The organism is Mesorhizobium sp. (assembly GCF_017306585.1).
In the GTDB taxonomy this organism is placed as follows: Bacteria; Pseudomonadota; Alphaproteobacteria; order Rhizobiales; family Rhizobiaceae; genus Mesorhizobium.
In genome coordinates, this window is sequence record NZ_JAFKIC010000140.1 from 1 (window position 1) to 13,129 (window position 13,129).

General features: G+C 63.4%; 12 protein-coding genes. 8 read left to right on the forward strand and 4 right to left on the reverse strand.

Annotation, left to right across the window (positions count from 1 at the left end; all coding sequences use genetic code 11):
- Nucleotides 1-212: 212 nt before the first annotated feature.
- Complete coding sequence (locus tag J0I79_RS14655; protein WP_292859675.1) at nucleotides 213-1,823, reverse strand: ABC transporter substrate-binding protein; 1,611 nt, start codon at nucleotides 1,821-1,823, stop codon at nucleotides 213-215.
- Between the two features lie 374 nt (nucleotides 1,824-2,197).
- Between J0I79_RS14655 and J0I79_RS14660 the strand changes: the two genes are divergently transcribed.
- Nucleotides 2,198-3,388 carry a Xaa-Pro peptidase family protein gene (locus J0I79_RS14660; protein WP_292859678.1) on the forward strand — a complete coding sequence of 397 codons (1,191 nt, stop codon included), beginning with the start codon at nucleotides 2,198-2,200 and terminating at the stop codon, nucleotides 3,386-3,388.
- A gap of 189 nt (nucleotides 3,389-3,577) precedes the next feature.
- Here J0I79_RS14660 and J0I79_RS14665 read toward each other — a convergent pair whose 3' ends face one another.
- The 3 genes from J0I79_RS14665 to J0I79_RS14675 are packed head-to-tail and all read right to left on the reverse strand — an operon-like array spanning nucleotide 3,578 to nucleotide 6,072.
- The gene (locus J0I79_RS14665; protein WP_292859681.1) at nucleotides 3,578-3,994 is read right to left on the reverse strand and encodes a cupin domain-containing protein; all 417 of its coding nucleotides are present in this window, start codon (nucleotides 3,992-3,994) and stop codon (nucleotides 3,578-3,580) included.
- 4 nt (nucleotides 3,995-3,998) lie between these two features.
- Nucleotides 3,999-4,865, reverse strand: coding sequence for a phosphoenolpyruvate hydrolase family protein (locus J0I79_RS14670; protein ID WP_292859684.1), 867 nt, complete (start codon nucleotides 4,863-4,865; stop codon nucleotides 3,999-4,001).
- A gap of 10 nt (nucleotides 4,866-4,875) precedes the next feature.
- Entirely contained in the window at nucleotides 4,876-6,072 is a 1,197-nt protein-coding gene (locus tag J0I79_RS14675; protein WP_292859687.1) for a Tm-1-like ATP-binding domain-containing protein, read from the reverse strand.
- A 302-nt stretch (nucleotides 6,073-6,374) separates the two neighbouring features.
- Between J0I79_RS14675 and J0I79_RS14680 the strand changes: the two genes are divergently transcribed.
- The 7 genes from J0I79_RS14680 to J0I79_RS14710 all read left to right on the forward strand — a co-directional run bounded on the left by J0I79_RS14680 (nucleotide 6,375) and on the right by J0I79_RS14710 (nucleotide 13,128).
- Complete coding sequence (locus tag J0I79_RS14680) at nucleotides 6,375-7,070, forward strand: TetR/AcrR family transcriptional regulator (protein ID WP_292859690.1); 696 nt, start codon at nucleotides 6,375-6,377, stop codon at nucleotides 7,068-7,070.
- Nucleotides 7,071-7,429: 359 nt separating this feature from the next.
- A complete protein-coding gene (locus J0I79_RS14685; protein ID WP_292859693.1) occupies nucleotides 7,430-8,746 on the forward strand; it encodes an extracellular solute-binding protein in 1,317 nt (438 codons plus the stop codon).
- 85 nt (nucleotides 8,747-8,831) lie between these two features.
- Nucleotides 8,832-9,737 (forward strand): sugar ABC transporter permease, encoded by a 906-nt coding sequence (locus tag J0I79_RS14690; protein WP_292859696.1) that lies wholly within the window; start codon nucleotides 8,832-8,834, stop codon nucleotides 9,735-9,737.
- A 1-nt stretch (nucleotide 9,738) separates the two neighbouring features.
- Nucleotides 9,739-10,698: a carbohydrate ABC transporter permease gene (locus J0I79_RS14695; protein WP_292859699.1), complete on the forward strand. Its 960-nt coding sequence runs from the start codon at nucleotides 9,739-9,741 to the stop codon at nucleotides 10,696-10,698.
- A complete protein-coding gene (locus tag J0I79_RS14700; RefSeq protein WP_292859702.1) occupies nucleotides 10,695-10,925 on the forward strand; it encodes a hypothetical protein in 231 nt (76 codons plus the stop codon). Before J0I79_RS14695 ends, J0I79_RS14700 begins: the two co-directional genes overlap by 4 nt.
- Nucleotides 10,922-12,025, forward strand: coding sequence for an ABC transporter ATP-binding protein (locus tag J0I79_RS14705; protein ID WP_292859705.1), 1,104 nt, complete (start codon nucleotides 10,922-10,924; stop codon nucleotides 12,023-12,025). The genes J0I79_RS14700 and J0I79_RS14705 overlap by 4 nt, the downstream gene beginning before the upstream one ends.
- Nucleotides 12,025-13,128: an ABC transporter ATP-binding protein gene (locus J0I79_RS14710; protein WP_292859708.1), complete on the forward strand. Its 1,104-nt coding sequence runs from the start codon at nucleotides 12,025-12,027 to the stop codon at nucleotides 13,126-13,128. Before J0I79_RS14705 ends, J0I79_RS14710 begins: the two co-directional genes overlap by 1 nt.
- Nucleotide 13,129 lies beyond the last annotated feature (1 nt).

Here is a 13,129-nt window from a genome sequence, read left to right on the forward strand (position 1 = left end):
CCGGACATCTCCCCCGCAAGGGGGGAGATTGGCAGCGTCGATGACGGCGCTCTTTCCGCTGGTTAGCAACGCTGGAGATTTGCGAAAGCCGGCGTGACATCCGATCTCCCCCCTTGCGGGGGAGATGTCCGGCAGGACAGAGGGGGGTGGGCGGGAACCCGGCCTTCGCCGAAGTCCCCATTTTCTCGCGAATTCTCATCCGCGCGACTGTGTCACGATTCCAGATACGTGTCCGCCCAGTTCGAGACCGCCCAGCGCGGATTGTTGGCGATGTTGCCGACCTTGTCGCGGGCGACGCTGATGAAGCTCCATTCGGCGACGTTGATCAGCGGCAGGTCCGCAGCAACCTCCTTCTGGAACTCCTTGTAGAGGTCGGTGCGGGCCGAGGTGTCGAGGGTCTCCGAAGCCTTGGTGATTAGGGCGTCGAGCGCGTCGTTCTTGTAGCCGCCCTGGTTGGAGAACGGCACGCCGTCGGGAATGCCGCTCTGCACCAGGATGGTGGTCGAGATCGCCGGATCGCCGCGGAACACCGGTGGCCCGACCGCGAGGTCGAAAGCGTGATCGGTGTAGACGGCCTTGATATGCGCGGCCGAGTCGTTGTTGACGAGCTGCGCGTCGATGCCGATCGCCGCGAGCGCCTGGCGCAGATAGTCGCCGAACTGCTTGGTCTCGTTGAAATAAGGCGCGGGCAGGAGCTTCAGCGAGAAACGGTTGCCGTCGCCGCCTTTCTTGTAGCCGGCTTCGTCGAGCAGCGCGTTGGCCTTGGCGACGTCGAAGGCATAGGTCGGCACGTCGGCGGTGTAGAACTGCGGATCGTTCTTCGGCACCGGGCCGGTGGCGGTCGCGGCGTAGCCGAGGAACACCGTCTTGACGACGAAATCCTTGTCGATGGCGTGCGCGATCGCCTGGCGCACCTTCACGTCGGCCAGTTCCTTGCGGCGATGGTTGATCTCGACGACGAGCTGGTAGGTCAGCCCCTCATAGCCCTTGGTGATCACCTTGAGGCCTGGCACCTTGGAGATGCGGTCGAGGTCGGCGAGCGGCACGGCGGAGAAGGCGGCAAGCTGGATCTCCTCGGCTTCCAGGGCGCTCGCCGCCGAGGTGCGGTCGGGCAGGACCTGATAGATGATCTCGTCGAGATAGGGCTCGTCCTTGCCCCAGTAATCCGTGTTCTTCGTCAGCCGGTAGTACTGGCCTGCCTTGTACTCCGCGAATTTGAACGGGCCGGTCCCGACGGGCGCGGTGTTGGCCGGGTTGTCCTCGATCTTGCCGACCTCGTAGAGATGCTTGGGCACCACGCTCGACAGCGCCGGCAGCGCGTTGCGGATCAGCTGGAACGGTGTCGGCTTGGCGAATTTGAACACGGCCGTCAGATCGTCGGGTGTGTCCACCGCGCTCAGATCCTTGAAGACGGTGCGGCCGAGATTCTGCAGCGGCTTCCAGATCTGCAGCGCCGAGAAGGCGACGTCGGCCGAGGTGAACGGCTTGCCGTCATGCCATTTGACGCCGTCACGCAGCTTGAAGGTCGCCGAGAGTCCATCGGCCGCGCCTTCCCAGCTCACGGCAAGCCGTGGCGCAAGCCCGTCCTTGCCGTCGAAGGAGGCTTCGGCCAGCGTCTCGACGATCTTGCTGGAGATGAAGAAGACGCCGTTGGAAGCGACGATCGCCGGGTTGAGGTTGCGCGGCTCGGAATCGGCGGCGAGCACCAGCCGGCCGCCCTTCTTCGGTGTCTGCGCCCGGCCCAGTGTCGGCATGGCCGTGGAGGCCAGCAGCAGCGCCGAGCCGGCAAGCATCGTGCGCCTGGAAATGGTGAAACCTGACATGATCGAACTCCCTCCTGCGCGCGGACCCGGTCGGCGCCAACACCCCTCGATGCCGGGCGAGGCCCGCCGGCATCCTTGCAGCGGTGATTATGAGCCTTGGCGAGGGTTTCGCCAGAGACGGAATTGGCGCATCCTTGCTTGGCTTTGAAATTTTCGCCCGCTGGACCAGTTCAAGGGAAATGGTTTGGATGACCTATCTGGTAGGACCAGATTTGTCATTGCGCAGGCGGATGGCGGCTTTGTGGCCGTCATCACATGCTCTTGGTGTATTTCTGGCTAGACCAGAGAAGGCAAAATGGTGCAGATTTGACCGCAAGCCATCGGATGGGATGCGAAACAGCGCCGATCCACCGGCAATTCAGGGAGAGAGAAAGATGAACATTGCTCCGGGCAAGAGTGCCGTCAGCAATCTGCCATTCGATCAGGCAAGGGTCGACAGGCTGATGGAGGATGCCGGCATCGATGTGCTGCTGGCCACTTCCAAGCACAACACGCAGTACCTTCTGGGTGGCTACAAGTTCATCTTCTTCGCCGCCATGGATGCGATCGGCCACAGCCGCTATTTGCCGATCCTGGTCTACGAGAAGGGCGGCCCGGATCACGCCGCCTATATCGGCAACCGCATGGAGGGTGGCGAGCACCAGAACCATCCGTTCTGGACGCCGACGCTGCACGCCGCCTGCTGGGGCACGCTCGATGCGGCCAACCTCGCGGTCGAGCACATCAGAAAGATCGGCAGGGAGGGAGCGCGTATCGGCATCGAGCCTGGTTTCCTGCCCTCTGACGCCTATGCGCTGATCCGCAAGGCGCTGCCCGACGCCAGGCTGATCGACGCGACCGGCATGCTGGAGACCATGCGCGCCATCAAGACCGATGCCGAGCTGGAGAAGCTGCGCACCGCGTCCGAACTCATCACAGATTCCATGCTGGCGACCATCGCCTGGGCGCGCGAAGGCACGACCAAGGCCGAGATGATCGAGCAGATCCGGCGCGAGGAGACCAATCGCGGCGCGCATTTCGAATATTGCCTGCTGACGCTGGGTTCCAGCCACAACCGTGCCGCCTCATCGCAGGCCTGGAAGAAGGGCGAGGTGCTGTCGATCGATTCCGGCGGCAATTATCACGGCTATATCGGCGACCTCTGCCGGATGGGCATTCTGGGCGAGCCGGACGCCGAGCTGGAAGACTTGCTGGCCGAAGTGGAGACGGTGCAGCAGGCCGCCTTCTCCAAGGTGAAGGCGGGCATTCTGGGCGGCGACATGATCTCGCATGCGGAGGGCGTGCTGAAGGCGTCGAAGGTCGCGCCCTATACGGATTTCTTCGCTCACGGCATGGGCCTGATCACGCATGAGGCGCCGTTCCTGATGACCAATCATCCGGTGACTTACGAGGGCACCTACGCGGCCAAGCCGCTGGAGAGGAACATGGTGCTGTCGGTGGAAACGACCATGCTTCACCCGACGCGCGGCTTCATCAAGCTGGAGGACACGCTGGCGGTGACGGACACCGGCTATGTGATGTTCGGGGACCGGGGGCGCGGGTGGAACAGGGGTGGGACGGCTTAGCTGGCGAAGGTCGGCGTTGCCCCCTCACCCGGATTGCCGAGGCCGAAATTGCGAAGTGCAATTCGGGGCAATCCGACCTCTCCCCGAGGGGAGAGGAGGTGGCAGACGCTGGCGCCTTTCTCTTCTCCCCATGGGGAGAAGGTGGCCGCGTAGCGGTCGGATGAGGGGGCTGCGACTTTGCAGAAGAGATCACGTCCCCGCCGGGATCAGCCTGAAATCCGGTAGCTCGCGCAGGCCCAGTTCCGGCCCGGCAGGCGAGTAGACCACAAACAGCTGCATTGGTCCGTCTCCGGTGTTCAGCGTCGAGTGAAACCGGCTTTCCGGGACATAGATGGTGCAGCCGGGGCCGACCTTCGCCACCACCGGATTGCCGTTCTCGTCCTCGACCATCTGCTCGCCATTGCCCGAGATGACGAAGATGATCTCTTCGGCGCCCGGATGGTTGTGGCGCGTGTGTCCCTTGCCCGACGGCAGGTCGACCACGCCGCCGGAAAAGCGGGTCGCGCCGTTGACCTCGGGCGCCACCGTCAGCGACAGTTTTCCCCAGTCGAAGCCGAAGGCGCTGACATCCTTCGGATAGACGAACACCTTGCTCTTGTCGCTCATGTCATCACCCCTTGTTTTTCTTCGCCGTCGTTGTGTCGCCGCCCAGCGTGACGGCCTTGAAGTCAGCGGTCTGCCTGGCGATCGCGGCCTCCGCCGGCAGGCGCTCCATCGAGCTTGCGCCATAGAAGCCGTGCAGGCCCTTGGCCCGGGAAAGGATGTAGCGGGCGTCGTCCGGCATCGAGATCGGTCCGCCATGGCAAAGCAGGATGACGTCCTTGCGCACCGAGCGCGCCGCCTCGGCGATGGCGTCGATGGCCACGACGCAGTCGTCGAGCGACTTGGCCGACGTCGCGCCGATCGAGCCGCCTGTCGTCACGCCCATATGAGCGACGACGATGTCGGCGCCGGCTTTTGTCATGGCGCGCGCCTCGTCCGAGTTGAAGACATAGGGCGTGGTCAAGAGGTCGAGCTTGTGCGCCTCGGCGATCATGTCGACCTCGAGCCCGAAGCCCATGCCGGTTTCCTCGAAGCTCTGGCGCATGGTGCCGTCGAACAGGCCGATCGTCGGAAAATTCTGCACGCCGGAGAAGCCCATCGTCTTCAGTTCCGCCAGGAGCAGCGGCATGATGACGAAGGGGTCGGTGCCATTGACGCCGGCCAGCACCGGCGTCTTCTTGACCACCGGCAGCACCTCGTAGGCCATTTCCTTGACGATCTCGTTGGCGTTGCCGTAGGCGAGCAGGCCGGCGGCCGAGCCGCGCCCGGCCATGCGGTAGCGGCCGGAATTGTAGATGATGATGAGGTCAATGCCGCCGGCTTCCTCGGCCTTTGCCGACAGGCCGGTGCCGGCTCCGCCGCCGACGATCGGCACGCGCTTGTCGATCATGCCCCGGAATTTCTTCAATATGTCCTTGCGCGGAATTGCCGGCATGTCTGGTCTCTCACTGTCTGGCGATGTCGAGAAAGGCCGCGACGGCGGCCCTGGCGAATTCGGGATCGTTGATATGCAGGGGCAGGCGCGTCACACGGCGCCTGCCGTTCGGCTTGATGGCGCGCTCGATGGCGTCGAACAGGACGGCATCGGCCTCCGGGTCGAAAAAGGCTCCGCCTTCGATGTCGAGCGCCGAGACGCCTTTTTCGGGAATGAGAAAGTGCACCGGCCCGTCGCAGAGGGCTAGCCTGGCGCCGATCCATTCGCCGATCGCACGGCATTCGTCCGCCGTCGTGCGCATCAGGGTGACGTTCGGGTTGTGCTCATAGAAGAGCCGGTCCCGATAGCGTTCCGGGATCGTGGCAGGCGCCCAGAAATTCACCATGTCCAGCGCACCGACCGAGCCGACATAGGGCAGGCCGGTGCGGGCGATGGCGCCCAAGCGATCTTCGGTCGCCGGCAGCACGCCGCCGAAGAGGAGATCGCAGACTTCGGTCGTGGTGATGTCGATGACGCCGGAGAGCAATCCGCTGTCGGCCAGTTTCTCCATGCTGCGGCCGCCGGTGCCAGTGGCGTGGAAGACCATGCAGTCATAGGTGGAACGAAGCTGGTCGGCGATCGCGGTCACGCATGGCGTGGTGACGCCGAACATGGTGAGCCCGATCGACGGTTTGCCTTCCGCCGGCGGCGCGGGTCTGGCCGCCATGCCGGCGATCGCCTGGGCGGCATTGTGCAGCACGACGCGCGAGAGCCGGTTGAGGCCCGCCATGTCGGTCACAGCAGGCATCATGACGATGTCGGAGACGTCGACATAGGGAGCGGTGTCGCCCGACGCGAGCGTCGAGACCATGATCTTGGGCAGGCCGAGCGGCAGCGCGCGCATGCCGGCTGTGATGATCGAGGTGCCGCCGCCGCCGCCAATGCCGATGACGGCGGCAATGTCGTTTCGTGACGGCATGAAGTGCGCGAAGGCCGTGCCCATCGCGGCGACCGCGGCGCCGCGATCATTGCCGCCCAGCACGGCGTCGCGGCCGTCTGGATGGCAGCCGGCAACCTCCTTCGCGGCAACGTCTACCGGAACGGTCGCCTCGCGTGTTCCAACATCGACGCGGATGACGGCGGCGCCCGTGGCGGCGATCGTATCGGCGAGGAAGGCGAGCTCCTCGCCCTTGGTGTCGGCGGTGCCCACGACGTAGATGCGCTTCATGGCCGCCTTCCCGTACCGGTCGGCGTGGCGGTGCTGTTCAGTGCGTCGACGCTTGGCGCTCTACCGCGCTCCCCTCTGTCCTGCCGGACATCTCCCCCACACCGAGGGAGATTGGCTTGCCGCAGCGCCGGCGTCTGCCTTGCGACGTTGGAGATTGGCGAAAGTGGAAATGAGATCCGATCTCTCCCCAAGTGGGGGAGATGTCCGGCAGGACACAGGGGGGCGCCGTAGAGCGTCAACCTAACCACTCCGAGAGCTGAGGAGGTCATTGCAAATTTTTGAGACGCGCGTATCGTATTGGTATGGATGTCTCACGTCAACAAGCCCGATCTAGCGACGGGACTGAACCGGCCGGCGGTCCCACACCAGAGCGCGGACCTCGCGCGCGCACCAAGCGTCTGATGCTGGAGACGGCGACTCGGCTGATGCAGGCGGGTGTCACGCCCTCGGTCAGCGAAGTCGCGGAGGCGGCGGAAGTCTCCCGCGCCACCGCCTATCGCTATTTCCCGAGCCAGGCGGCTCTCGTGCAGGCGGTCGTCGACGAAGGGCTCGGGCCTATCCTGACCTGGCAATCGACTTCCACCGATGCCGAGCGCCGGGTCAGGGAACTGTTTGACACGGCCATGCCGCGCATCGAGGCGTTCGAGGCGACGTTCAAGGCGGCGCTGAAACTTTCGCTCGATCAATGGGCGCGGCGCCAGGCCGGCACTCTGGGCGGTGAACCAGCCTTCACGCGCGGCCATCGCGTCGACCTGCTGAAGCAGGCGATCGCGCCGCTCAAGGGCAGCCTGCCGCCGCGCGACTTCAAGCGGCTGGCGCAGGCCTTGTCGTTGATCTTCGGCGTCGAGGTGCTGATCGTGCTCAAGGATATCTGGGGTCTGGACAGCCGCGGGACGCGATCCGTCGCGCAATGGGCGGCCGGAGCCCTGGTGCGCGCCGCGGTCGCGGAATCGATCGAGGGTGGCGACAGCAACGATCCGACGGTAGCTGCAGAATAGCCTATATCTGGTTCGACCAGATTTTACCGCCGACTACCAATATTATCCTTGCCGCGACGTGCAGGGCAACACCTCAATGTATCATTGAGTAGGAAAATCATGGGAAAACAGACAGATAATGTCTGAATCCACCAGCAATGGGGCTACCTGCCGCCCAAGAAAGAGCTTGACGTCGATGCTGAATTGGTAATACCAGATCAGAAAAGAAAAGTGGATCGCAGGTGAGGGCTGCGAACCATTTTCCGGCAGGGCGAGGAGGCCCGGAACCGGAAAGGTGCGATCACGGGAGGAACTACCAGGGCCGGCCCGGTTGCCGGCTCGCATGACACGGTAGAATGCGCACAAGGGAGGAAATCATTATGCGCAAGTTAGTGACCAGCATGCTTGCTGGTATCGGACTGACGCTTGCCTGCGGAACTTCAGTCTACGCGCAGGAAAAGTCGCTCACCATCTTCTGGGCGGAGTGGGATCCGGCCAACTACCTGCAGGAACTCGGCAACGAGTACGAGAAGGAAACCGGCGTCAAGATCACGGTGGAAACCACGCCCTGGGCCGACTTCCAGACCAAGACCTTCACCGAGTTCAACGCCCATGGCGACGCCTATGACCTGGTCGTCGGCGACTCGCAGTGGCTCGGCGCCGGCTCGACGGGCGGTCACTATGTCGACCTCACCGACTTCTTCAAGAAACATGACCTCAGCAACGTCATGGCGCCGGCGACGGTGAAATATTACGCCGAGTATCCCGGCAACAGCGGCAAGTACTGGGCGATCCCGCTCGAAGGCGACGCCGTCGGCTGGGCTTACCGCAAGGACTGGTTCGAGGACCCGAAGGAGAAGGAAGCCTTCAAGGCCAAATACGGTTACGAGCTCGATGTACCGAAGGATTTCAAGGCGCTGCGCGACATCGCCGAATTCTTCTACCGGCCCGACCAGAAGCGCTACGGCATCGCCATCTACACCGACAATTCCTATGACGCGATGGCGATGGGCTTCGAGAACGCGCTGTTCTCCTATGGCGGCGAACTGGGCGACTACGCGACCTACAAGGTCGACGGCCATATCAACTCCGATAAGGCGGTCGCCGCGCTCGACGCCTACAAGGAACTCTACAAGTTCACGCCTCCGGGCTGGGCCAAGACCTTCTTCGTCGAAGACAACCAGGCGATCACCGAGAACCTGGCCGCGATGAGCATGAACTTCTTCGCCTTCTTCCCCTCGCTGATCAACGAGGCGTCGAACCCGAATGCCAAGAACACTGGTTTCTTCGCCAATCCGGCCGGTCCGCATGGCGATCAGTTCGCGGCCCTTGGCGGCCAGGGCATCTCCGTCGTCTCCTACTCGCAGAAGCAGGACGAGGCGATGAAGTTCCTGGAGTGGTTCATCAAGGACTCGACACAGAAAAGGTGGGCTGAGCTTGGCGGTTACACCTGCAGCCAGGCGGTGCTGAAGTCGGCCGAGTTCCAGAACGCCACGCCCTACAACAAGGCCTTCTACGAGACCATGTTCAAGGTGAAGGACTTCTGGGCTGTGCCGGAATACGCCGAACTGCTGCAGCAGCTCAACCAGCGCATCTATCCCTACATGATCGGCGGCAGCGGCACCGCCAAGGAGACGCTGGACGCGCTTGCCGCCGACTGGAACGCGACCTTCAAGAAATACGGCCGCGTCCAATAATCCTTCATGTCCCGCGGAGGGGGCAGCACTGCCTCCTCCGTTCTTTTTTGAAACGGGGGCAGAGTCCTTTTAAAGGGAGCAGGTCTTGGCGACCACGATGATCACCACGCTCGACAGGTCCTCGCGCGCCGCGGCACGCGGCCTGAGCGACATTTCCATCCGCAATCTCTTCATCATCCCGACGGTTCTGTTCCTGATCGTCTTCAACATCTTTCCGCTGATCTATTCGCTCGGCTATTCCTTCACGGATTTCCGCGCGTCGACCAACGCGCCGGCGAATTTCGTCGGACTGCAGAACTACCGCGACCTGCTCAACGATCCCTATGTCTGGGCGAACTTCGCCATCACCGCGAAATACGTCATCATCTCGGTCGCAGGGCAGTTGCTGGTTGGCTTCGGCGTGGCGATGCTGCTCAACCGCGACATTCCGCTCAAGGGTCTCATCACCACCTTGCTGCTGCTGCCGATGATGCTGTCGATGGCGGTCGTCGGGCTGTTCTGGAAACTGCTCTATGATCCGTCATGGGGCGTCATCAACTACGCGCTCGGGCTTGGCAATTTCGAGTGGCTGGCCGACCCCAAGATGGCGCTCTACGCCGTCGCGCTGACCGACATCTGGATGTGGTCGCCCTTCGTCATGCTGTTGTCGCTGGCCGGCCTGTCGGCGGTGCCGAAGCATCTCTACGAAGCAGCCGCGATCGATCGCGCCGGGCCGTTCTACACCTTCTTCCGCATCACGCTGCCGCTGGTGGCGCCGATCCTGATGATCGCCGTCATCTTCCGCACCATGGAAGCGTTCAAGACCTTCGACCTCGCCTACATCCTGACCAGCCAGCCGACGGCGGAGCTGATCTCCATCAGGCTATACAAGATGGCGTTCCAGGAATGGCAGACGGGGCGCTCCTGCGCGATGGCCTACATCGTGCTGATCATGGTCCTGGCGATCACCAACATCTACGTCAAATACCTCAACAAGGTGAAGGAGCGCTGAGATGGCCGCTGTGCGCACCTCTTCCGAAGTCGCGTTCAACCGCGTGGCCATCGTCGCCGTGTTGGTGGTGACGATCATCTTCCTGGCGCCGATCTACTGGATCGCCTCGACGGCGTTCAAGCCGCGCAACCTGGCCACCACCATCCCGCCGACGGTGGTCTTCCAGCCGGAGATATCGCCGTTCGTCAAGCTGTTCACCAAGCGCTCGCAATTGCGCACGCCGCCGACGCCGGAGGAATATGCCGCCGCGCCCTGGTGGGAACGCGTCGTCTTCGACGGCGGCGAAAAGATCGTGCGCGACGGCAAGGGCGAGGTGCAGTGGTCGGGCTATCCCAACCGCTTCATGAACTCGCTGATCATCGCCATCACATCGACGGTGCTGGCGGTCGGCATGGGCACGTTCACCGCCTATGGCTTCTCGCGCTTCAAGGTGAAGGGGGAGGCCGATCTACTGTTCTTCATCCTTTCGACCCGCATGCTGCCGCCGGTGGTGGTGGCGATCCCGATGTTCCTGATGTACCGCGCCGTCGGCCTCAACGATTCCCACATCGGGCTGATCATCCTCTACACAGCCTTCAACCTGTCGTTCTCGGTGTGGCTGATGAAGGGATTCATGGACGAAATCCCGAAGGAGTATGAGGAGGCAGCGCTCGTCGACGGCTATACGCGCATGGAAGCCTTCTTCAAGATCGTGCTGCCGGAAGCGGCAACCGGCATCGCGGCCACCGCCGTGTTCTGCTTCATCACCGCGTGGAACGAGTACGCCTTCGCGCTGATCATGACCAACCGCCGCGCCCAGACCGCGCCGCCCTTCATTCCCAGCCAGGTCGGTTCCGGCCTGCCGGACTGGACGGTGATCGCGGCGGGAACCTTCCTGTTCCTGCTGCCGGTCGCGATCTTCACCTTCCTGCTCCGCAACCATCTGTTGCGCGGCATGTCCTTCGGAGCGATCCGCAAATGAGTTTTCGTGCGATCAACCAGAAATATCTGGAGCCCGGTTCGCAGGTGCTGATGGTGCTCGGCATCGTGGCTTTGTGCCAGCCCTGGAACATGCTCCTGCATACATATGGCCTGACCATCATCCTGATCGGGCTGATCGGCTTCAACATCACCTCGAAGATCGCGCCCGAGGAGGGGGCCGGCACCGGACATGCCGGCGACGCACGAAATCCGGGAGCACCGCATTGACCCAGATCGAGCTTCGCGGCGTCCAGAAATTCTTCGGCGCCGTCCAGGTCATCAAGGACCTCAATCTCAAGATCGCGGATAACGAGTTCATCGTGCTGCTCGGCCAGTCGGGCTGCGGCAAGACGACGACATTGCGCGCCGTCGCCGGGCTGGAGACGATCGACGAGGGCGACATTCTCATCGACGGCAAGCCTGTCCAGCACCTGAAGGCCGCCGACCGCGACATCGCCATGGTGTTCCAGTCGTTCTCGCTCTACCCGCATATGAGCGTCTACGAGAATATCGCCTTTCCCTTGCGCGCCACGCGCAAGAGCAAGTCCGAGATCGACAGCGAAGTCCGCTCGGTCGCCAGGACGCTGCAGATAAGCGATCTCTTGGGCAAGAAGCCGTCGGCGCTGTCGGGCGGCGACATGCAGCGCGTGGCCATCGGCCGGGCGCTGGTGCGGCGGCCCAAGGCGATGCTGATGGACGAACCGATCGGCGCGCTCGACGCCAAGCTGCGTGAGGAGATGCGGGCCGAGATCAAGCGGCTGCACATCAAGCAGGGCTCGACCACGATCTACGTCACCCATGACCAGATCGAGGCGATGAGCCTGGCCGACCGCATCGTCATCATGCATGAGGGCGTGCTGCAGCAGGTGGGCACGCCCGACGAGGTTTATTCGCGGCCGGCCAATCTGTTCGTGGCGCAATTCGTCGGCAGCCCGGTGATGAACGTCGCCGATGCGGCGGTGACCGAGAAAGCCTCGTCCGCTTCGGTGACCGTCGGCGATGCGGCCGCCGGCTTCGAGTTCCCCAACGCGCTGCTGTCGAAGCTCAACGGCCATGCCGGCGGCCAGCTGGCGCTCGGCATCCGGCCCGAAGGCGTCCTCATCCGCCGCGACGCGGCGGACGGGTTCCTGCCGGTCGAAACGCAGATCGTCGAACCGCTTGGCTCCTTCGACATCGTCGATCTCAAGGTCGGCTCCAAGATGCTGCGGGCCCGCACCAAGAGCGGCTTCGTCAGCGGCCCCGGCGAGAAGGTGTTCGCGCGCATCGATCCCACCCAGGCGCATTTCTTCGACAAGGCAAGCGGCAAGTCGCTCGAGGTGAGGCTCTGATGGCGCATATCCAGCTCAAGAACATCTCCAAGAGCTTCGGCAACCATACGGCGCTGACCGGGCTCGACCTCGACATCGCCGATGGCGAGTTCTTCGTCCTGCTCGGCGAGACAGGCGCCGGCAAGACGACGACGCTGCGGCTGATCGCCGGGCTGGAGAAGCCTGGGGAAGGCCAGGTTTTCATCGACGGCGTCGATGTCGCCGACTGGGGCGCGGCCGAGCGCGACGTGGCGCTGGTGCTGCAGCAATATTCACTCTACCCGCGCTACACCGTTCGGGAAAATCTCGAATTTCCGTTGAAGCCCAAGATCCGCCGGCTGCCCGACGCCGAGATCAAGGACCGTGTCGACCGCGCCGCCCGCACGCTGAGGATCGAGCATCTGCTCGACCGCAAGGTTGACCGGCTGTCGGGCGGCGAGATGCAGCGCGTCTCGATCGGCCGCGCCATCGTGCGCAAGCCGCGGGTGTTCCTTATGGACGAGCCGCTCTCGGCGCTGGATGCGAAACTGCGCGAGGCGCTGCGCACGGAACTGAAGAACCTGCAGATCCAGCTCGGCGCCACCTTCCTGTTCGTCACCCATGACCAGATCGAGGCGATGTCGATGGGCGACAAGGTGGGCGTGCTCAACCATGGCCGCATCATCCAGACCGGCACGCCGCACGAGATCTACAACAATCCGCGCGACACCTACGTGGCGAGTTTCGTGGGCTCGCCGCCGATGAACCTCATCGACGGCAAGCTGGTCAACGGCCGCGCGGTGATGGCGCCGCTGAATTTCGAACTGCCCTTTTCAGAAGGCGTCAAGAACTTCGGGGGGCTGAAGGCGGGCGCGGCGACCGATGGCCGCCCGCTCGTCTTCGGCATTCGTCCGGAGGACGTCTATCTGGAAAGCGGCGCGCCGGTCGAGGCGCGGGTCCACGATGTCGAGAACCACGGCGTGGAGAAGATCCTGACGCTGCGCGTGGGCGACAGTACCTTGCGGGCCACCGTGCCGGCGAGGACCGATGTCGCCATCGAGCAGCCGGTGCGCTTTGCCTGGAACGCCGACAAGGTGGTGCTGTTCGACAAGGGCAGCGGCGTCAACCTGCGCCACGCGTCGTAGC

Bases quoted from the DNA above. Each gene is read 5' to 3' on its own strand.
- J0I79_RS14695 (WP_292859699.1), top strand. From the start codon at position 9,739: ATGGCCGCTGTGCGCACCTCTTCCGAAGTCGCGTTCAACCGCGTGGCC.
- J0I79_RS14700 (WP_292859702.1), top strand. From the start codon at position 10,695: ATGAGTTTTCGTGCGATCAACCAGAAATATCTGGAGCCCGGTTCGCAG.
- J0I79_RS14685 (WP_292859693.1), top strand. From the start codon at position 7,430: ATGCGCAAGTTAGTGACCAGCATGCTTGCTGGTATCGGACTGACGCTT.
- J0I79_RS14680 (WP_292859690.1), top strand. From the start codon at position 6,375: ATGGATGTCTCACGTCAACAAGCCCGATCTAGCGACGGGACTGAACCG.
- J0I79_RS14655 (WP_292859675.1), bottom strand. From the start codon at position 1,823: ATGTCAGGTTTCACCATTTCCAGGCGCACGATGCTTGCCGGCTCGGCG.
- J0I79_RS14710 (WP_292859708.1), top strand. From the start codon at position 12,025: ATGGCGCATATCCAGCTCAAGAACATCTCCAAGAGCTTCGGCAACCAT.
- J0I79_RS14670 (WP_292859684.1), bottom strand. From the start codon at position 4,865: ATGCCGGCAATTCCGCGCAAGGACATATTGAAGAAATTCCGGGGCATG.
- J0I79_RS14675 (WP_292859687.1), bottom strand. From the start codon at position 6,072: ATGAAGCGCATCTACGTCGTGGGCACCGCCGACACCAAGGGCGAGGAG.
- J0I79_RS14660 (WP_292859678.1), top strand. From the start codon at position 2,198: ATGAACATTGCTCCGGGCAAGAGTGCCGTCAGCAATCTGCCATTCGAT.
- J0I79_RS14665 (WP_292859681.1), bottom strand. From the start codon at position 3,994: ATGAGCGACAAGAGCAAGGTGTTCGTCTATCCGAAGGATGTCAGCGCC.